The sequence below is a fragment of the Vibrio sp. 2017_1457_13 genome (genome assembly GCF_030851525.1).
Lineage (GTDB): Bacteria > Pseudomonadota > Gammaproteobacteria > Enterobacterales > Vibrionaceae > Vibrio > Vibrio metschnikovii.
The window spans coordinates 1-20,751 of sequence record NZ_VHTA01000011.1; the positions used below are offsets into that span (position 1 = coordinate 1).

Here is a 20,751-nt window from a genome sequence, read left to right on the forward strand (position 1 = left end):
AGAAGTGAAACGAAACAGCGTCGATGGTAGTGTGGGGTCTCCCCATGTGAGAGTAGAACATCGCCAGGCTTTAATACTTGTGTTTAGACCTAAGGTCTGAAGACAGAAACTCAATAAAGCAGCCAATAAGACTTTATCGAGTAACAAGACAATGTGGAGCGGTAGTTCAGTTGGTTAGAATACCGGCCTGTCACGCCGGGGGTCGCGGGTTCGAGTCCCGTCCGCTCCGCCACTGATAATAATCCCTAGCAGCAATGCTGGGGATTTTTTATTGGTTGGTAATCAATAGCAGATAAAAGCAGACAGCGGATAAGTTTAATTGAATAGAATACCGGCCTGTCACGCCGGGGGGCGCGCTGGTTGTTCAACGGCAGGGAGTCCCGTCCGCTCCACTGATAGAGTCCCAAAATAAACCTTATTCTAAGTATTGTTTAATGCTGTTGGTTAGGTAAAATGCGGCTAGGTGATGATGTTCCACCTAGCAGTTATGCTAAACCGCTTTTCAAGCTGATGACGTCTGTACATGCAATGAGATAACAAGATAAGTTCTTGTTGTGTCTGTGTACAGCCCATTTGGCTCATCACAGAATCATTGCGTTTTATCCCTTTTGTTAAGAGTGAAGCAATGATGCACACCTCAAAGAACCAATTTTATCCTCACACCGTTTATTGCTTATTATTCAGTATTATAAAGTTAACGCTTTTTAAAGACGCTTAATCAGTGTTTCGCTACGTTATTTACATTAATCACGACTATTATTATGCCTGTTATCTATTTAGTTAGCGCTGAATCTCGTTATTGAATGATGATCGGTGGAAGTGAAGCAAATCATTATTAAATGATTTGTACATCATTGGGAGCATAAATTTTGTCTATCAAATCTCTGGATCATTTACCTCACGTTGTACTACAAACATTACGTTGGACATTGCTAGTTACCCCATTAGCAATTTTAGTCGGCTTGATGAATGCTTTTTTCTTATGGGCTTTGGAATTTGCGACTCAGACTCGTGTCGATAACCCGCATTTAATTTATGGGCTTCCTATTGCTGGTTTAGGATTAGTCTTTTTTTATCGCCAGTGGGGAGGTATTTCCGAGCGTGGTAATAATCTGATTATCGACCAAATTCATCAATCGAATGAGAAAATTCCTTTTCGGATGAGTGTTTTTGTACTCGTTGCGACGGTAGTTACTCATCTATTTGGTGGCTCTGCGGGACGGGAAGGTACGGCGGTGCAAATTGGCGGCGCGGTATCAGCTTGGTTTAGTCGCGTGTTTAAACTGGATGAATCTGATCAACGCTCTATATTGGTTGCAGGAATTGCCGCGGGGTTTGGTTCGGTGTTTGGCACCCCGATTGCGGGAGCTATTTTTGCCGTGGAAGTCCTGTCAGTCGGTAGGATTAAATATCAAGCATTACTACCGGCATTGATTGCTGCGGTTTTAGCGGATGTGGTATGCAGTGCGGTAGGGGCTCATCATACGCACTACAATATCGGCTTTGCCCAGTTCAATAGTTTGTTTGAGCATCCTATATCGATTGATTTTATTTTAACTGGCAAGATATTGATTGCTGGCGTGATATTTGGCTTAGTGGGTTTACTGTTTAGTGAACTAACATCAGGCTTGAAAGCTTGGTTTCTACGTAGGTTACGCAATCCTTATTTAATTGTATTTTGTGGTGGTTTGTTAGTGATTGCTATCGTTAAGTTAATTGGTAACTATGACTATATTGGTATTGGTGTTTATCCTATACGTGAAGGTGGAGTGAGTATCACTTCTGCATTTGAGGCCGGTGGCGCTGAATGGAATAGCTGGATATTAAAATTGATTTTAACGGCGATAACTTTAGCAGCTGGCTTTAAAGGTGGCGAAGTTACCCCCTTGTTCTTTATTGGAGCCACATTAGGTAATTTCCTCGCATGGGTAATGGGGGCACCGGTTGAGCTGTTCGCTGCGCTAGGCTTTTTAGCGGTGTTTGCTGCAGCAGCCAATACTCCTCTAGCTTGCATTATTATGGGGGTTGAATTGTTTGGGGCTGATCATCTGATCTACTTTACTTTAGTTTGTTTTATTGCTTATTACGCCAGTGGTCATAGTGGTATTTATGGTTCACAACGTATTGCGGTGGCTAAACGCATTTCTCCTTATCAACCACCTAAAATAGACCAAACCGTCGCTCAGGCGATGGCGAGTAAAAAGAATAAGCAATAACTGTTAACTATTTTGCTGTTATCACTAGATTGCTAAATTTATATAATCTTGTATGCTAGTTTTCACTTGTCGGAGTGCCATATGGCTGAGACCGTTTATTCGGGATCCGTTGAACCTGATCAGGCTAATACCTGCGAAGGGAACAAGAGAAGACAATTTGTGGTGTCTTATTGTTAACCCTATCTACACACCACTGATCTGTTGATCCCCTCTTGTTGCATCTTTCCGTCAAGCATTATCCCTAATGAATAACACAGGAAAATGCTATGTCGATTCGTAAACAAGCAAGACTGGAAGCAAAACAGTTTATTGATTCACTTTCAGTTCAACCTTACCCCAATTCTAATAAAGTTTATATTCAAGGCTCGAAACCAGATATTCGTGTACCGATGCGCGAAATTACTTTAGCTGACAGCTTGATTGGTGGCACTAAACAAGCACCGATCTATTCAGCAAATCAACCCATCCCTGTTTATGACACCTCAGGTGTCTATACCGATCCAAACTATACGATCAATTTAAAACATGGCTTGCCTAAGCTGCGTGATTCATGGATTGCAGAGCGTGGTGATACTGAAACGCTACCGGTGATGAGTTCAGAGTTTGCCCGTCAGCGCTTAGCCGATGAAACTCTCGATGAGCTGAGATATGGCCAGTTACCTGACATTCGACGAGCTAAAGCGGGTAGACGAGTCACTCAGTTACATTATGCCAAACAAGGCATCATTACTCCTGAGATGGAGTTTATCGCCTTACGTGAAAATATGGGACGGCGAGAGTATCAAGATCAGCAGCTTAATCATCAGCACCCAGGTGAAAACTTTGGTGCCCATTTACCTGCTGAGATTAGCGCTGAATTTGTCCGTCAAGAGGTCGCGGCTGGACGAGCGATCATTCCTTGTAATATCAATCATCCTGAATCTGAACCCATGATCATCGGCCGCAACTTTTTAGTCAAAGTGAACGCGAATATCGGTAATTCTTCAGTGAGCTCTTCTATTGAAGAAGAGGTGGAGAAGTTGGTTTGGGCCACCCGTTGGGGGGCAGATACGGTAATGGATTTATCCACTGGACGTAACATTCATGAAACTCGGGAGTGGATTTTACGTAATAGCCCAGTACCTATAGGCACTGTTCCTATGTATCAAGCGTTAGAAAAGGTTAACGGCGTTGCTGAAAATCTGACCTGGCAGGTGATGCGCGATACCTTGTTAGAGCAAGCGGAGCAGGGCGTTGACTATTTTACCATTCATGCAGGCGTGCTGTTGCGTTATGTACCGATGACCGCAAAACGTGTTACTGGGATTGTCTCCCGTGGCGGCTCTATCATTGCTAAATGGTGCCTTGCCCATCACCAAGAAAATTTCTTATACACCCATTTTCGTGAGATTTGCGAGATTTGTGCTCAATATGATATTTCCTTATCGCTTGGTGACGGTTTACGTCCTGGATCGATTGCTGATGCCAATGATGAGGCGCAGTTTGCCGAACTAAGGACCCTTGGTGAGTTGACTAAAATTGCTTGGGAGTATGATGTTCAGGTGATGATTGAAGGGCCTGGCCATGTACCCATGCATATGATTAAAGCCAATATGGACGAGCAACTTAAGCATTGTCATGAAGCGCCTTTTTATACCTTAGGCCCTTTAACCACGGATATTGCACCGGGTTATGATCATATCACGTCAGGGATTGGTGCAGCGATGATAGGTTGGTTTGGTTGCGCCATGCTGTGCTATGTGACACCCAAAGAGCATTTAGGCTTACCGAATAAAGAAGACGTAAAAACCGGCTTAATTACCTATAAGTTAGCAGCTCATGCGGCGGATTTAGCGAAAGGTCATCCCGGTGCTCAGGTAAGAGATAATGCGTTATCGAAGGCTCGTTTTGAATTTCGTTGGCAAGACCAGTTTAACTTATCACTTGATCCGATCACTGCTAAAGCTTTTCATGACGAAACTTTACCGCAAGAATCTGGCAAAGTTGCTCATTTCTGCTCAATGTGTGGTCCTAAATTTTGCTCGATGAAGATCTCTCAAGAAGTGAGAGAGTACGCTAACGATACACAGCAAGTGGCGGCGGATCAGGCTATTTCGGTGACTATGCTGGAAAGTCCTTTACAAGGTATGCAGCAAAAATCGCAAGAATTTCGTGCCTCCGGTTCACAGTTGTATCATCCAGCGGTGACAGCGGAGGAGTAAAGCGTGAAACTATTAATCCCTGATCATTGTATTGAGTTAACGGGAGCCGTTCAGCAAGTCTTATTACTTGCTAAGCAGCAAGGTTTTGCGATCGAATCGATTGAGTTGGGTGTTAGTCCAACCCAATCGATGCAGCTGCTTGGCGAGCATCGTTACTCGTTGCAGACGGATCTCTTTCCTTCTTTCTCAGGCTCAGAGCCATCACGGCAAAACTTGGCATCTATTGCCATTGGCTATCAGTCGCGTAAGAGCGATAGTGATATTGATAACCTAGACTCAGCCACCGTGTTGATTGGCGCTTCCTATCAAGGTCAGCAAAGGGATATTTGTCGACACACCGATGGTGAATTAATGTTCCTGTCGGGGGCGATGTTATCTCCAGCCCAGGCTTGGCATCATTTAGCGTGGTTGGTCGCGGCACTATGTTTGGAGTTTGCCCTTGAAGATGCTTTATGCATCGCTAGGGCTGCGCTGAATGTTTCACGTGAAACATGGCCAAAGGATTATGCTTATTTCCCTGCTGTGCAATCTTGCCTGGTCGATGAAACTAGAGCGATCAGCTTTCCCTCACTGGCTAAACAGAGCTTAGGTCTTTATCCGGTGGTGGATAATATCGCTTGGGTAGAATCCTTGCTTAAGCTCGGCATAAACACACTTCAGCTACGGATAAAAAATCCTCAGCAAGTGGATTTAGAACAGCAAATTGTTCGTGCGATTGAATTGGGCCGCCAGTATCAAGCTCAGGTCTTTATTAATGATTATTGGCCATTGGCGCTTAAGCATGGTGCATTTGGTGTTCACTTGGGACAAGAAGATTTACAAACAGCGGATCTTGATGCTTTAGCTAAGGCTAACATCCACTTAGGGTTATCAACCCATGGTTACTTTGAATTACTGACCGCGTTAAAAATCAGGCCGAGTTATATCGCATTAGGGCATATCTTTCCTACCACAACCAAGCAAATGCCTTCACGTCCTCAGGGGTTGGTACGTTTGGCGCTATACCAGCAGTTAGTAGATAGCAGTACCGACTATCGATATTTAGCGCCCGCCTCAGCTCTCGATCAACAACTCACTATAGAACGAGACAGTACCATTAAGGGAGAGTTACCAACGGTAGCGATCGGGGGTATTGATTTAACCAATATTCAATCGGTAGTGGAATGTGGCGTTGCCAGTGTTGCCGTCGTGCGTGCCATTACTGAGGCCGATGATGTACACGCCGCAGTTAAGCATCTCCAAGCTCAACTAGCTAGTAAGCCGCAGGAGCAAAAGCTATCAACTCAGGAGGTGGCCGATGTTAACGGATAAGCAATTTTTACGTTATCAACGTCAGATTTGTTTGCCTGATATTGCTGAGCAAGGGCAAATCACATTGCTCGCAAGCAAGGTGTTGATTATTGGTTGTGGCGGTTTAGGCAATGCGGTAGGCCAATATCTTGCCGCTGCAGGGGTTGGCAAACTGATCCTAGCTGATGACGATACGGTAGAAGTCTCTAACTTATCTCGACAAATCGCTTTTCAAACTCAACAAGTAGGAATGTCGAAAGTCTCGGCTTTACAGCAATCTCTACAGCGCTTAAACCCTGAAGTACGCATCCGTTGCGTCAATCGGCGGATGGATGAGGCGCTATTAAATATAGAAGTACCGATGGCCGATGTTGTTGTCGACTGTAGTGATAATAGTGTCACGCGCTATGCGATAAACCAAGTCTGTCTCCAGCATGGCGCTGTACTTATTTCTGGCTCAGCGATTGGCTGGCAAGGTCAATGTATCGCGTTTAATTTTCGTCAGCCACATACCGCTTGCTATCGTTGTCTAGTGGCTGAGCATAACTCAGCGCGTAATTGCAGTGATAGTGGGGTAATTGGACCGATAGTAGGCATGATAGGTAATCTACAAGCCTTAATGACCTTACAAGTCTTGCTCGATATTGGCTCGGTTAAATATCAACAGCTGCACTATTTTGATGGACACAAGTTAAGTTGGCAGCAATGGCGACTAGCGGCTGATCCTCACTGTCCGGTGTGTCATTCAGCATCTTCAACAGCAACGTCATCTTTTGCTGATCATTTTCACCAAGAGGAGATTACCTAATGACCATCTCTGTGACTATTAATCAACAGCTGCAGCAATTAGCAGAACCGATCACCATTGCTGAATTACAACAGCAATTACAGTTACCCAACGTGGGCAGTGTATTTGCGCTTAATGATGGCATTATTCCCCAAGGTTTATGGGAGCAAACCATAGTTAACGACGGTGACACGATTGCCATATTTCAAGCCATCGCAGGAGGTTAATGATGTTAACTATTGCAGGAACTCAGTTTCAATCACGGCTATTAACTGGCACTGGCAAGTTTGCCAATCGCCACACCATGGCAGCAGCGATAGCCGCTAGCCAATCGCAGTTGGTGACGATGGCTTTAAAGCGAGTCGATTTACAGCACCGTGAGGATGACATTCTCGCGCCCTTGATCGCTGCTGGTGTTCAGCTATTGCCCAATACTTCGGGAGCGAAAACCGCCCGTGAAGCGATTTATGCTGCCCATCTTGCTCGAGAGGCGCTGCAAACGAATTGGCTTAAACTGGAAATCCACCCAGACCCGAAATATTTAATGCCCGATCCGATCGAAACTTTACTGGCCGCTGAACAATTAGTGAAAGAGGGATTTATTGTTTTACCTTATTGCCACGCCGACCCTGTGTTATGTAAACGCTTGGAAGAGGTGGGCTGCACGGCGGTCATGCCATTAGGAGCGCCGATAGGCAGTAACCAGGGGTTAAGAACACAAGACTTTCTAAAGATCATCCTTGAACAAGCCAATGTGCCAGTAATTATTGATGCCGGCATTGGTGCCCCTTCTGATGCGATGTTAGCGATGGAAATGGGCGCCGATGCGGTATTAGTCAATACAGCGATTGCGACTGCCGCTGATCCCGTTTTGATGGGGCAGGCTTTTAAGCAAGCGGTCGAAACCGGACGCTTAGCTTATCAAGCAGGATTAGCCGCTCGAGGTCAACAAGCGGTGGCCTCAAGTCCGTTGACCGCTTTTTTGGATTGATACTATGAGTTTTCTAAATCGCTTTGCTGAACTTAATTGGGATGATATTAAGCTGTCCATATATAGCAAGACAACTACAGATGTCGAGCGGGCGTTAGCCAAGCCAATTAGGACATTAACCGATTTTCAGGCTTTGCTGTCACCAGCAGCTGAGCCATACCTTGAGCAGATGGCTCAGCTGTCTTATGCTGCTACTCGCCAACGCTTCGGCCATACGATGGGCTTGTATGTACCGCTGTATCTATCGAACTTGTGTGCCAATAGCTGTAGCTATTGCGGTTTTTCGATGGAAAATCGCATTAAGCGGAAAACTCTTGATGTTGATGAAGTGCAGCAAGAAATAGCCGCCATTAAAGCAATGAACTTTGATAGTGTGTTATTGGTAACTGGTGAGCATGAAACTAAAGTCGGCATGAATTATTTTCGGCAAATGTTACCGTTAATTAAGTCCGCTTTTCATCATGTGGCAATGGAGGTGCAGCCGTTAGCGCAAGCGGAATATGCGGAATTAAAAAGCTTAGGTTTAGATGCGGTGATGGTTTATCAGGAGACGTATCATCCTTCTACTTATGCTCAGCATCATTTACGTGGCAAGAAAACGGATTTTGAATTTAGGTTAGCGACTCCCGATCGCCTTGCCAAAGCTGGGATCGATAAAATCGGTTTAGGGGCTTTAATTGGTCTGGATGATTGGCGTACGGAAAGTTTTTATGTCGCAGCACATCTCGATTATTTAGAGAAGACCTATTGGCAAAGTCGCTATTCTATTTCATTTCCACGTTTACGGCCTTGTGCGGGAGGGGTGCCTCCCAAGTCACTGATGACAGATAAACAGTTGGTGCAGTTAATTTGTGCCTTTCGTTTATTTAATTCGCAGGTTGAGTTATCGCTCTCTACTCGTGAATCGGCTGAATTTCGCGATCATGCTATGTTGCTTGGTATCACCAGTATGTCGGCAGCTTCGAAAACCCAACCGGGAGGGTATGCGGATAATAAACCAGAATTGGAGCAATTTACGATCAGTGATCAGCGAAGCGCGGCAGAGGTGGCGACTATTATTGAAGCTCGTGGACTTGCTGCGGTATGGCAAGACTGGCACTCGGTGTATTCTGGAGGGTATGTTTCACGTGAAACATTAACCAGTAAGAGTTTGTCATCACTTTGACGGATGCTTTGACACTTGAAGCTTAGTTAACTTAAAACTTAGTTAATATGTGTCTTTTAAGCTAAAAGCAATTATCAAACGAAGCTTATTAAGTTGTTGAGATAAAGCACCAAGGTAATGAATAACTTTCTTGGTGCTTTTTTCATTTATTAGATAAGTAAGCCTGTTAACGGATAGCGATGAGTCACAAAGCGATTAAGCGGCTTGATGATATTTACCTAATAGCGCGTGATAAAAATCATCGTCATTTAGCGTACCAACAAGTTGCTGCTTATCGATGAGTAGGATAGGTAGACCGGTTTTGTAACGTATCTCTATCGCATCGCGCATACTGATTTCAGGGCTGGCCATCACTAAAGTGGTCGAGTTTAGTTCCGTGGTTGGCATTCCTGATTGCCAAGTCATCAGCTGTAATGAGGGTGGTTGATGATTAGCGCCAGTTAACTGCCAACCTTGTTCCTTATGTTCTAACCATAAATCACGTTGCGAGCAAACTTGCCAGCGTTGTTGATCTTGACTGAAAGAGGATGCGTCTTTCATTAACGAACGACCTTTCAGTACATTCAATGGATTGGTATGAGCGACGAAATCTTTGACGTATTGATTGGTAGGGGTTAATACAATCTCTTCCGGTGTGCCATGTTGGATCAGCTCTCCTGATTCCATAATCGCGATATGAGTGCCGATTTTTAACGCTTCATCGAGATCGTGGCTGACAAAGACAATGGTTTTATTGAGTTTCTTCTGCAAGCTTAATAGCTCATCTTGTAGCTGACTACGAATTAAAGGATCAAGAGCAGAGAAAGGCTCATCCATTAATAGTATGTCGCTGTCCATGGCAAAGGCTCGGGCGAGTCCAACCCTTTGCTGCATTCCGCCTGAGAGTTCATGTGGGTATTTATCTTCCCACTCTTGTAGATCAACCATTTGTAGCTTTTCTCTGGCTTGCTGGCGACGTTGTTTTTTACCAACCCCCTGCATTTCTAAACCAAAAGCGACGTTATCCAGCACGGTTAACCATGGCATTAAGGCGAACTTTTGAAATACCATCGAGACTTTGTGCATTCTCAGTTGACGCAGTGTGGTTTGATTACAATCGGCTAGATTAATTGAATCCTGGCCATCTTGAACTTGTAGCGAACCACGAGACACCGAATTTAAGCCATTAATAGCGCGTAGCAAGCTTGATTTACCGGAACCGGACAGCCCCATGAGTACGCAAATTTCACCTTGTTCAACATCAAGGCTCACGTTATTCACGCCAACCACAGTGCCGGTTGCAGCATTAATTTCTTGGCGGGACTTGCCTTGATCGAGTAAATCCAATGCAGGTTGGGGATTGTCGCCAAAGACGACATCAAGGTTACGTATCGTGATCGCATTCATTAGCTGTTTTCCTTACGTTGCGGCGTCTTACATAAACGGTCAAGAATGATGGCAACCAATACAATGGCGAGACCAGCTTCAAAGCCTTGGGAAATATTCACCGTATTGAGGGCGCGAATGACGGGTTTACCAAGACCATCGGCGCCGACTAAGGCAGCGATAACTACCATCGACAGCGAAAGCATAATACATTGGGTGATACCGGCCATGATACTGGGTAAAGCGGCGGGAAGTTCGACTTTAAACAACAGCTTCATTTTGCTAGCGCCAAAAGCTTTCCCTGCTTCAAGCAGCTCTTCTGGAACTCGGGTTACTCCTAAATAGGTCAGACGAATCGGGGCGGCAATGGCAAAAATAATCGTTGAGATCAGCCCCGGCACAATGCCAAGACCGAATAAAACTAGGGTCGGGATCAGGTAGACAAACGTTGGTACGGTTTGCATCAAATCAAGAATCGGTCTCAATAGGGTGTATAGCCAAGCTCGATGAGCAGCCATAATACCAATTGGTACGCCAATTAATACGGAAATCGTTGTTGCGGCAAACACCAAAACAAAGGTTTCCAGCATTTCTTGCCAGTAGCCAAGGTTAAGAATCAGTAGTAATGAAGCAATGATGAAAATGACCAGAGAGAAGCTGCGATGTAGCCACCAAGCCAAAGCGGCCGTGATCAAAATGGGAGCGGCTGGTGGCATGGCTTTAAATAGATCAATTAACAATAAAATACTACTTTCTAATACAAAAGCGATCACATCAAAAAATCGTTCTCCATGAATAGTCAGCCAGTCAACAAACGACTCCATCCATTGTCCGAGAGGAATTTTGTGTTCAGTAATCATAAGCATAGTTCCTTATTCACTTGGTGATAGCCAGTGAAACTACCGCCAAGTGAGGGGTAAAAATTAGCGAGATAAATATAGGTTTACAGCGGCAAGAGCCGGTTGGCCGTCAATGGTGGTCACATTGTCGAGCCAGCGGTTTAGCGTCTCAGGGTTCGCTTGTAGCCATTGCTGAGCCGCTTGTTCAGGAGATTGATTTTGGTTGAGGATGGCATCCATTAACTCATTCTCACTTTCTAAGCTAAAAACGAGGTTAGTTAAGAAATTACCCACGTTTTCACATTCATTAAGGTAGTTTTGACGCACGTTAGTGTGAACACTAGCGCCACCGTAATTAGGACCAAAGTAATCATCACCACCACTTAAATAAACCATATCAACCATAGTATTCATTGGATGTGGTTCCCAGCCAAGAAAAGCCACCCATTGTTGACGACGTACAGAGCGTTGAATTTGTGAGAGCATGCCCGCTTCGCTCGATTCAACAATCGAAAACTCACCGAGGCCATAGGCGTCATCTTCAATCATAGACAGCAAGGTGCGATTGCCGTCATTGCCAGGCTCTAAGCCAAGGATTCGATTACGAAATTTATCACTGTGTTTGGCGAGATCGGCAAAAGAGGTAATGCCTGCATCATAGACATATTGAGGGACGGCTAGGGTATACTTTGCGCCTTCTAGGTTAGCTCGTACGGTTTCAACGGTCCCTGCTTCACGGTAACGAGCAATATCGGCTTCCATGGTTGGCATCCAGTTGCCAAGGAACACGTCAATATCCCCATTTGCCATTGAAGAGTAGGTTACCGGCACTGATAATAACTGTGTTCTAGTTTGATAACCGAGTCCTTGCAGGATTTCACTTGCTACGGCAGTGGTAGCGGTTATATCTGTCCAGCCGACATCGGCAAAGCGAACCGTTTGACATTGGTTGGCATAAGCATTGAATGATAATGCGGCGACGGAGAGATAAGCGGTCATTTTAAGCATAATGTTTCCTTGTCTTTGAACTATTTTCCTGAGATGTTGAGCGATCCATCGGACGAATGGCTGCTCGGCTACGTTGTTTGTTGTGCCAACTGTCTGCAATCCACACGGGCGCGGGTTCAGCAGGTAACAGCGATTTATTGAGGATCATATCGGCGGCACGTTCTGCAACCATGATTGTCGGAGCATTTAGGTTACCGTTCGGTATGGTGGGGAAGATCGAGGAATCGACAACTCTTAGCCCTTGAATACCGATCACTCGGCACTGGTTATCCACTACAGCCATGGCATCATCTTCTTTACCCATCTTGCAACTACAAGAAGGGTGATAGGCGCTCTCAACATTTTGTTTAACCCAATGATCAATCGCTTCATCGCTGCTAATGGATAAGCCGGGTTGAATTTCTTCACCGCGATAGTCATCTAATGCGGGTTGCGCGAGTAACTCACGGGTTAAGCGAATGCAATCTCGCCAATCTTGAATATCTTGTTGGTGTGATAAATAACGGAACAGAATCGCTGGCTTTTGCTTTGGATCGCTGGAGCGAATCCAAACCCGACCGCGACTGTGCGGTTTATTAGGACCAACATGCACTTGAAAACCATGACCATCAAACGCGGTTTGGCCATCATATCGCATGGCGGCTGGTAAAAAGTGGTATTGAATGTTTGGCCATTTTAGTCCGGCACGTGAGCGAATAAAGCCACAAGATTCAAAATGGTTGGTTGCTCCTAGGCCTTGTTTGGTTAAGATCCACTGGGTGCCGATCATCCCTTTACTGATTAAACCGAGCTTGCTGTTTAACGTGATTGGTTGTTGGCAGCGATATTGGAAGTAGACTTCGAGGTGATCTTGCAAGTTTTCACCCACGCCGGGTAGTTGGTGTTGCACCTTAATGCCAGCACTCTCTAATACATCACGAGGGCCAATCCCTGATAATTGCAGTAACTGTACGGAGCCAATCGAACCAGCGCTGGAAATGACCTCTTGATTAGCAAACACCACTTGGGTTTGGCCGCCTTTTTCAAATTCGACGCCAATCGCGCGTTTATCTTTGAGCAGCACTTTACGCGTCAGTACGCCTTTAAGCAGGGTTAAGTTAGGTCGAGCTAAAGCACGTTTTAAATAGGCATTGGCGGTTGAAGCGCGCACTCCGTTATTAACCGTCATGTGCATTGGCCCAAAACCTTCTTGTTGGTAGCCATTGTAATCATCGGTTTTCGGGTAGCCAGCTTGTTCGCCAGCATCGATGAAGGCTTGGTAAAGTGGGTTGAGCGTCATCTCGTTACCGTTGCAGGTCGCCACTGGACCGTCACCGCCTCGATAGGTATCCGCTCCTTGACTCCATGATTCGGCACGTTTGAAGTAGGGTAAACATGAGGCGTAATCCCAGCCTTGTGCTCCGTGCTGTTGCCACTCATCAAAGTCGCAAGCATGGCCTCTGACATAAACCATGCCGTTGATGGAAGAGCTGCCCCCTAAGACCTTGCCGCGTGGACAATGCAGTTGTCGGCCATCGAGTCCGGGTTCGGCGAGAGATTCAAATTGCCAAGCGTATTTAGCGCTGTTCATCGGATAAGACAGGGCGGTTGGCATTTGGATAAAAATGCTTTTATCACTGCCGCCGGCTTCAAGTAATAACACCGAGTTATCTGGATGTTCACTTAATCGATCCGCTAACACACATCCTGCTGAACCGGCACCGATAATAATATAGTCATAATGCTGTTTCATGATCACTCCTTAAGCATAAGGGCCGACGAAGTCATCGAGTTCGATTAACACGCTTTTGGTTTGGGTATAGTGAGATAAGGTTTCGATACCATTCTCTCTTCCTACGCCCGATAGTTTGTAACCACCGACAGGCATTTGCGCTGGAGAGTCTCCCCATGTATTGATCCAGCAAATACCGGCTTGTAGCTGGTGGATAACACGATGAGCGCGAGAAAGGTTTTGGGTAAACACCCCAGCGGCTAAGCCGTAATCGGTGTTATTAGCCCGTTGAATAACTTCTTGTTCATCCACAAAGCTCAGTACCGCCATTACTGGGCCAAAGATCTCCTGTTGGACAAAGGCCATTTCATCGTCACAATCGATAAACACAGTAGGGGCAACAAAGTAACCGTTGGCGCATGAACCTTCTGTGACCGCCTTTCCACCGGTGAGCAGGGTGGCTCCACTTTGTTTGGCGCTATCTATCGCTGACAGCACTTTGTCAAAATGTTGTTGAGAGATTAGTGAGCCTACTTGAGTATTTGGGTCCATCGGATCGCCAACAACCAGGGCTTCTGTGCGCGCTTTGAGTTGTTCAATAAATGCTGGGTAAATGGATTGATGCACAAATACCCGAGTACCGTGAGTACACACTTCGCCTTGGGTATAGAAATTAGCGGTCATCGCTGCTGAGACGGCTTGGTCGAGCTTAGCATCATCAAAAATGATCAAGGGGGATTTACCGCCCAGCTCCATGGTCACTGATTTTAACGTTTTCGCGCTATCGGCCATCACCGCTTTACCGGTTCCACTTTCCCCAGTGAAAGACACTTTTGCTATCTCAGGGTGAGCGGTGAGCATTTGTCCTACTCGGGCATCTCCTTGCACTACGTTGAATACGCCATCCGGTAAACCGGCTTGTGTAAAAATTTCTGCCAGTTTGAGTACGCTGAGCGGTGTTTCTTCTGATGGTTTAAAAATCATTGCATTACCCGCTGCTAAAGCGGGGGCTGATTTCCACATCGCAATTTGGATAGGATAGTTCCAGGCGCCAATCCCAGCACAAATACCCAGTGGTTCTTTACGAGTATAAAAGAATTGGCTGTTTGAGAGTGGTTGCTGCTCACCTTGTAGGCTCGGAGCTAGACCGGCAAAGTACTCGATCACATCGGCGCCCGTGGTGATATCAACGGCAAGTGCTTCTTGAATCGGTTTGCCGGTGTCTTGGACTTCGAGTTTGGCTAACTCATCATTACGCTCACGGAGTATTGCGACCGCTTTTAACAAAATTCGGCTACGCTCGGTCGCACTCATGGCTGACCAAATCGCAAATCCTCGTTGAGCGGAATCAATCGCCGCTTGCACGTCGCTGGTGCTAGCTTGACCTAAAATGGCCAGTGGCTCTCCGGTTGCGGGGTTGTAGCTGGTGAAAGTTTCTCCCGATGACGCATAGCAAAGCGCGCCATCGATATAAAGTGAAGCGATTTCCATATAAAGACCTATTGAGTAAGTGCTGCATGTTGAGCGAGTTGTTGTTGTAAGTAATCGTTAATTAAGTGCTGCGCTTGGTCGGCATTAATCCCGTTGGGATTAAGCGCACCACGTAGCCAGAAACCATCGATTAGAGCGGCGATGCCCTGCGCAACTCGTTGGGCATGAGCTTTGGGGAGTAATGCTTTGAGTTCAATGTGTAAATGAGAAATTAGCCGTTTTTCATTCACCCGTTGTAAACGGTTGAGTTGTGGGTCATGCATCGAATATGACCAGAAGGCTAACCAAGTTTTGACGACGTGACTTTGGGTTTGAAAGCCGGCGAAATTGGCTTGCACGATGGCATTAATTCGCGCTTGATGAGCGTCCTTTTTGAGTTTGCTTAACGCATTCGTCACGGTGAGTGAGTGCTCACGAAGGATAACGCGCATGGTTTCTTCTAATAAGCCGTGCTTACCACCAAAATAATGATTAATGATCCCGGTTGATACCCCAGCTTGGCGGCTGATCAAGGCAATGCTAGCAGCGTGTAATCCAACTTGTTCAATCACCGTCATGGTGGCCTGTACGAGTTGTGGCTTTCGTATGTCAGGCATTCCAATCTTAGGCATTAACACTCCCTGTTATCTTTAATTGAACGATTAGTTAACAATAACTTTACTCAAATAATCGTTAGATCTCAAACTATTATTTTTGTTTTGCATGAGGATTTGGTAAGTGTTGGTTTTATTTTTACCTTTAAATCAGATAGTTATTTTATTTTTTTGATTGTTGAATTTTTATTAATAATTAGAGGTGTTTTAGTCTATTGAAGTGTTTATATCCATCCTACTTGAAGCTGCACTCCACGTTGTTTGGCGATAGATAAGAGATGAGTTGAGTATAAAAAATCCCTTAACCAAGAGGTTAAGGGATTAAAATGAAAGCTTAGCCGAGAGAATAGAACACGAAGCAAATTGGTGTAACCAGAGTGGTTGGTTTCAGCTTTCAGACTGGTTTACACTCGGATTTATCCGCTTATAGAGTGATTGGCTGAGTGGCTTTTTCTAACCAGAGTTTCACCTCGCCCTCGACCAGTGGGCTAATGTCGCGCCACACCTTCTGGTGGTAGTCATTAAGCCAAGCAATCTCATGCGCGGCTAATAGGCTAAAATCAATCACTCTGGTATCGATTGGGCAACGAGTCAGCGCTTCAAAGCCAAGCATGTTTTTATCCCCTTGGATTGGGATCTCAACCACTAACTCAAGATTTTCAATCCGAATGCCAAACTCGTCAGCTCGGTAATAACCAGGCTCGTTAGACAGCACCATACCAGGACGTAAAGCGACGGGGTTATGGACTTTGCTGATCCGTTGTGGCCCTTCATGGACACTTAAAAAGTGTCCGACACCATGGCCTGTACCGTGATCGTAATCGTAGCCTTCGGCCCATAAATATTGGCGAGCAAGCGCATCCAATTGATGGCCGCAAGTCCCAGCTGGAAAGCGAGCTTGAGCTAAGGCGATATGCCCTTTAAGCACGAGCGTAAACTGGTGTTTCATCTCTGCGCTTGGCTGACCAATCGCAATGGTACGCGTGATATCGGTAGTACCGTCGAGATATTGACCGCCTGAATCAACTAAGTACAAACTATTTAAACTAAGCTCACCGGGCTGCGGCTGATTGAGGTGATTATAGTGACACATTGCCGCATTACTGCCAGCGGCAGAAATCGTATCAAAGCTAAGATCGGCCAGTGTTGGGTCTTGAGCGCGGAAAGCGTAAAGTTGGTCGGCTAACTGGGCTTCATTGTAGAGACGACCAGCGGCGACCTCATGGTCTAGCCAAGCGAGAAATTTACTCATCGCCACCCCATCACGGATATGACAGGCTTTCATTCCTGCCACTTCCGTTGGGTTTTTGGCCGCTTTGGGCAGTAAGCATGGATCGCTATCATTGATCAGCTTGGCGCCAGCATTTTGTAATACCAGCGTAAACCACGCATTGCTGGTCGCTGGGTCGAGCATCACTGTGCGGCCAGTAAGTTGTTCTAATCTGGATGGTAAGTGGTCCGGATGATGGACACGTACGCCTGCGCCGACGTGTTGATTAAAGCCGCTCGCTAAACGTGCTGGGTCGAAGAAAAAATCAACGCTCGCATCAGCATGAATGATCGCGTGTGATAGCAAAACCGGCAGGCGAGCCACATCGAGTCCACGAATATTTAATAGCCAGCAAATAGAATCCAGCTCAGTGAGTATCGCGCAGTCGGCTTTTTTAGCCTGTAATAGATTAGCAATGGTTTCGCGCTTTGTCTGGCAATCTATCCCTACTTGGTCCACCGCCATTAAGCGCATGGCCGAGGTCACTGGCGCAGGGCGGTCTTGCCATAATCGGTCAATCGGGTTTTCGGTTATCGCCACCAGTGAGTATTCACCAGCTAACCGTTGTTGAGCGCTGGTTAACCAGCTTGCTCGATGCATTCTTGGGTCATAACCGATTTTACTGCCTTTAGGGAGCTGTTCGGTGATCCATTGCAAATAAGGCTCTTCAATTAAATGGCGATATTGAAAAATGTCGCCAGGTACTTGCTTAGGTACCTGCACTGTATAGCGGCCATCGGCGAAGATAGCGGCATTATCGTGTGTGATCACGGCGGCACCGGCCGAGCCAGTAAAGCCAGTAACCCACTCTAAGCGTTCGTTTTGAATCGGTACGTATTCACCGAGATACTCATCTTCGTGAGGGACAATCAGGGCATCTAAGCCTTGTTGAATCAGCCAATGGCGCAGTTCAGTAATACGTTGAGCAATGGGGTGTGACATGAGGGTAATCCTTGTTAACGGTCCTTGATAAAGGCTCATGGCGAGTGAAAGCCAGAGATAATATAAGCTACCTCTTTTGCTATAGGGGTGCAAATCTGTCTGATTTCGCTCATTAGGTAAGCCTTAATTGGTTCGCTTTCTGAGCTTATCTCCGCTCGCTATTCAGCACCATAGCCGTGTTGGCGAAGATGGGTCGTTTTGCTGTCGATAATTTGTCGTAACCAACTGAGCGCAGGGTCGTCTTCTCGATCACGGTGCCAAAAGAGTGTGTAAGCCATCGGTGGAAATTCTAATGGGATGGGGAGGACCACCAGATTCATCTGCCGAGCAATCATGTAAGTAAAGTGTCGCGGGGCGGTAAACACAAAGTCAGTATAAGTGCATAAGCTAGCAGCACTATTAAAATCGGGTACTGTGATAGCAATGTCTCGTTCTAAGCCGACATCAGCGAGTCGATAGTCGAGTAACCAACGATCGTTGCCATCACAACGCACTTGAACGTGGCGTAAAGAGAGGTAACTATCCAAATTCCATGTACGTTGCAATACCGGATGATCTTGGCGAACGGCACACATCTGGGTATCGCGAAAAACTTCCTGCTCACAAATGTCTTTCGGAGGCAGCATGGTTAGGCGTGCATCATTAATATCAATGTCTTTGCCTGTGATCCCTAAATCTAATTCGCCGAGTTGTAATTTTTTGAAGGTTTGATCGCTCCACGCATGAGTACTGATATTCAGTTTCGGTCCCTGACTAAAAATAGCCGGTAAGAAGTGGGGCAGAATTAGCGAGTACACACTTTCTACCGCCGCAATGTGAAAGCGATATTCACTCGATTGGGGATCAAACACTTCCGGCTGGTTAATTAACTCTAACTGATTGACCAAAATATCCAATTTAGGTTTAAGAAATAAGGCTTTAGGTGTGGGTTTTAATCCATATGAGTGACGAATAAACAGCGGATCATCAAATTGAATACGCAATTTGGCCAGTGATTTACTGACTGCCGATTGACTAAGACAGAGTCGACTTGCAGTACGGGTCACGCTGAGCTCTTCGATCAATACTTTTAAACAAACCAATAAATTGAGGTCGAGGCGCGCTAAGCTTTCAATCTTCATCTGTTTTTCCATTTTGGAATAATGGTGATGATTATACGCCATTTCTATTCATATCTGTTTGCCGTTATGATAAGTACCTCTTGATTTATACTCTTATTGATGTGGAATACTTCCGTGAACGTGACTGCTTTACCGACACCAAGTCGCTTGCAAATGGTGCTACTGACACTGTTAGTGCTGTTTAGCCCTTTGGCGATTGATATTTATTTACCTGCTTTACCGAAAATTGCCCAAACGTTTCACGTGGAACATGCATTAGCACAAGATACGATCACTTGGTTTTTATTTGCGATGGGCGTCGGACAACTGTTCGCTGGCCCCCTCGCAGATAAATATGGACGTCGAACTGTTGCATTAGTTGGAATAAGCATTTATGCCTTGAGCGCTTTATTGGCGTGGAGTGCACAAAGTATTGAATGGATGCTGATTGCTCGGTTGTTACAAGGCTTAGGTGCGTGCGCGACATCGGTAGCAGCCTTTGCAACAGTTCGCGATCTTTTTGGCCCAGAACGCAGTGGAAAAATGATCAGCTACTTAAATGGTGCGATCTGTTTTATTCCGGCACTGGCGCCTATTTTGGGCAGTTGGTTAACCCAGCAATTCGGCTGGCGCGCTAATTTTAGTTTCATGGCGGGTTTTGCGATGACGATTGGGTTGCTGATCCTGTTTAGTATGAAAGAAACCAACCCCACGACTGAAAAGCAAGCTTACTTTGCTTGGTCTCGTTACTGGTCAGTATTAAAAACCCCTTCGTTTTTGTTTCATGCGTCGTTATGTATGTTAGCGATGGCTGTGATCCTTGCTTATGTCGTTTCTGCGCCTTTAATACTGATGGATCGTTTAGGCCTGAGTATGAACCAGTTTACTTTTTGGTTTGGAATTAACGCGTTAGTGAATATTATCGCTTGTTTGTCGGCTCCGAAAGTGATGGATCGGGTTGGTACGCATCGCACGTTAGTGTTGGGAATTATCGCCCTGCTGGTGGGTGGTAGCGTGATGGTGATGTTAGCTGAGGTTGCCACTGCATTAGCATTTATGTTGCCAATCTTTATTTCATCAATAGGCTTTGCATGGATTCTCGGTGCAGCAGCAGGCAAAGCGTTAGCTCCGTTTGGTGACCGAGCGGGTACCGCAGCCGCTTTATTAGGATTATTCCAAATGAGTGGTTCAGGTTTACTGGTTGGTACACTACAGCGTTTAAGTTTTGAACCACAAATCTTGATAGCTTTGCATATGTGGTTGGTGGCTCCAGCACTGATCATTTTGTTTTCAAAAGTTGGTCGTCGTTGGCATCAATGGGCGCTCAATTCTTAATAGTTATCGGGTACGCTAAAAGATAGGCGCTCAGAACATGCCATGTTTGGCCTGAAAATAGACGGGTTAGCTATTTTCTAAAGGGTGGAAGATGTGTATATTGTTCACTCTTACTTTTGAACGATATTTTTGGAATACGATACGATGTCAATGACCACTTATGAAATGGCTCGCATTTGGGAACAGCTGGATGAATCACCGGAAAAAGTGATGTTTGGCAAGTTGCTCAATGAACTGGGTAACCAAAGTAGTGAACGTATTCGTAGTGCAGCTAAGCAAGTACCGGTTCCTGTATTGCGTGACTTGGTTTATCAATTTGAACAGGTCATTGAGGCTCGCAAGGGAGAGCAAGTGGAATTGCTGGCCAAGCAACTTTCTGAGCAAGGCATTTCTGCGCAAGATCTGTTGAACTACCTCAATAAATAAACATCAGCACCGTTTATCATC

General features: G+C 45.7%; 17 protein-coding genes, 1 tRNA gene and 2 riboswitches. Of the genes, 10 read left to right on the forward strand and 8 right to left on the reverse strand.

Annotation, left to right across the window (positions count from 1 at the left end; genetic code table 11):
* Positions 1–155 precede the first annotated feature (155 nt).
* From FKN88_RS14965 to thiH, 8 genes are all read left to right on the forward strand, one after another.
* Positions 156–232, forward strand: a tRNA-Asp gene (locus FKN88_RS14965).
* Between the two features lie 221 nt (positions 233–453).
* Positions 454–527, forward strand: a riboswitch (Fluoride riboswitch).
* Between the two features lie 342 nt (positions 528–869).
* A complete protein-coding gene (locus FKN88_RS14970) occupies positions 870–2,216 on the forward strand; it encodes a voltage-gated chloride channel family protein (RefSeq protein WP_154169727.1) in 1,347 nt (448 codons plus the stop codon).
* A gap of 60 nt (positions 2,217–2,276) precedes the next feature.
* Positions 2,277–2,375: riboswitch (TPP riboswitch) on the forward strand.
* Positions 2,376–2,482: 107 nt separating this feature from the next.
* Positions 2,483–4,417: a phosphomethylpyrimidine synthase ThiC gene (gene thiC / locus FKN88_RS14975; protein WP_306687629.1), complete on the forward strand. Its 1,935-nt coding sequence runs from the start codon at positions 2,483–2,485 to the stop codon at positions 4,415–4,417.
* A 3-nt stretch (positions 4,418–4,420) separates the two neighbouring features.
* A complete protein-coding gene (gene thiE, locus FKN88_RS14980) occupies positions 4,421–5,728 on the forward strand; it encodes a thiamine phosphate synthase (RefSeq protein ID WP_154169731.1) in 1,308 nt (435 codons plus the stop codon).
* Positions 5,715–6,515, forward strand: a complete 801-nt coding sequence (locus FKN88_RS14985; protein ID WP_154169733.1) for a HesA/MoeB/ThiF family protein — start codon at positions 5,715–5,717, stop codon at positions 6,513–6,515. The genes thiE and FKN88_RS14985 overlap by 14 nt, the downstream gene beginning before the upstream one ends.
* Positions 6,515–6,721: a sulfur carrier protein ThiS gene (gene thiS, locus FKN88_RS14990; protein WP_154169735.1), complete on the forward strand. Its 207-nt coding sequence runs from the start codon at positions 6,515–6,517 to the stop codon at positions 6,719–6,721. Before FKN88_RS14985 ends, thiS begins: the two co-directional genes overlap by 1 nt.
* Positions 6,722–6,723: 2 nt before the next feature.
* The gene (locus FKN88_RS14995; protein WP_154170723.1) at positions 6,724–7,485 is read left to right on the forward strand and encodes a thiazole synthase; all 762 of its coding nucleotides are present in this window, start codon (positions 6,724–6,726) and stop codon (positions 7,483–7,485) included.
* 4 nt (positions 7,486–7,489) lie between these two features.
* Positions 7,490–8,650 (forward strand): 2-iminoacetate synthase ThiH, encoded by a 1,161-nt coding sequence (gene thiH / locus FKN88_RS15000; RefSeq protein WP_154169737.1) that lies wholly within the window; start codon positions 7,490–7,492, stop codon positions 8,648–8,650.
* A gap of 195 nt (positions 8,651–8,845) precedes the next feature.
* Here the strand turns inward: thiH and choV are convergent, their stop codons facing one another.
* The 8 genes from choV to FKN88_RS15040 all read right to left on the reverse strand — a co-directional run bounded on the left by choV (position 8,846) and on the right by FKN88_RS15040 (position 18,990).
* Positions 8,846–10,036: a choline ABC transporter ATP-binding protein gene (gene choV, locus FKN88_RS15005; RefSeq protein WP_154169739.1), complete on the reverse strand. Its 1,191-nt coding sequence runs from the start codon at positions 10,034–10,036 to the stop codon at positions 8,846–8,848.
* Positions 10,036–10,881, reverse strand: a complete 846-nt coding sequence (gene choW / locus FKN88_RS15010) for a choline ABC transporter permease subunit (RefSeq protein ID WP_040903560.1) — start codon at positions 10,879–10,881, stop codon at positions 10,036–10,038. Before choW ends, choV begins: the two co-directional genes overlap by 1 nt.
* Before the next feature lie 57 nt (positions 10,882–10,938).
* A complete protein-coding gene (locus FKN88_RS15015; RefSeq protein ID WP_154169741.1) occupies positions 10,939–11,862 on the reverse strand; it encodes a choline ABC transporter substrate-binding protein in 924 nt (307 codons plus the stop codon).
* Positions 11,855–13,594 (reverse strand): choline dehydrogenase, encoded by a 1,740-nt coding sequence (gene betA / locus FKN88_RS15020; RefSeq protein ID WP_154169743.1) that lies wholly within the window; start codon positions 13,592–13,594, stop codon positions 11,855–11,857. The genes FKN88_RS15015 and betA overlap by 8 nt, the downstream gene beginning before the upstream one ends.
* A 9-nt stretch (positions 13,595–13,603) precedes the next feature.
* Entirely contained in the window at positions 13,604–15,064 is a 1,461-nt protein-coding gene (gene betB / locus FKN88_RS15025) for a betaine-aldehyde dehydrogenase (protein ID WP_154169745.1), read from the reverse strand.
* 8 nt (positions 15,065–15,072) lie between these two features.
* Positions 15,073–15,675: a transcriptional regulator BetI gene (gene betI / locus FKN88_RS15030; RefSeq protein WP_040903566.1), complete on the reverse strand. Its 603-nt coding sequence runs from the start codon at positions 15,673–15,675 to the stop codon at positions 15,073–15,075.
* A gap of 406 nt (positions 15,676–16,081) precedes the next feature.
* A complete protein-coding gene (locus tag FKN88_RS15035) occupies positions 16,082–17,869 on the reverse strand; it encodes an aminopeptidase P family protein (protein ID WP_306687630.1) in 1,788 nt (595 codons plus the stop codon).
* Between the two features lie 158 nt (positions 17,870–18,027).
* Entirely contained in the window at positions 18,028–18,990 is a 963-nt protein-coding gene (locus FKN88_RS15040) for a LysR substrate-binding domain-containing protein (protein ID WP_154169749.1), read from the reverse strand.
* A gap of 99 nt (positions 18,991–19,089) precedes the next feature.
* Between FKN88_RS15040 and FKN88_RS15045 the strand changes: the two genes are divergently transcribed.
* Complete coding sequence (locus tag FKN88_RS15045; protein WP_222434679.1) at positions 19,090–20,304, forward strand: multidrug effflux MFS transporter; 1,215 nt, start codon at positions 19,090–19,092, stop codon at positions 20,302–20,304.
* Positions 20,305–20,448: 144 nt separating this feature from the next.
* Entirely contained in the window at positions 20,449–20,730 is a 282-nt protein-coding gene (locus tag FKN88_RS15050) for a hypothetical protein (protein WP_004393857.1), read from the forward strand.
* The last annotated feature ends 21 nt before the right edge of the window (positions 20,731–20,751 follow it).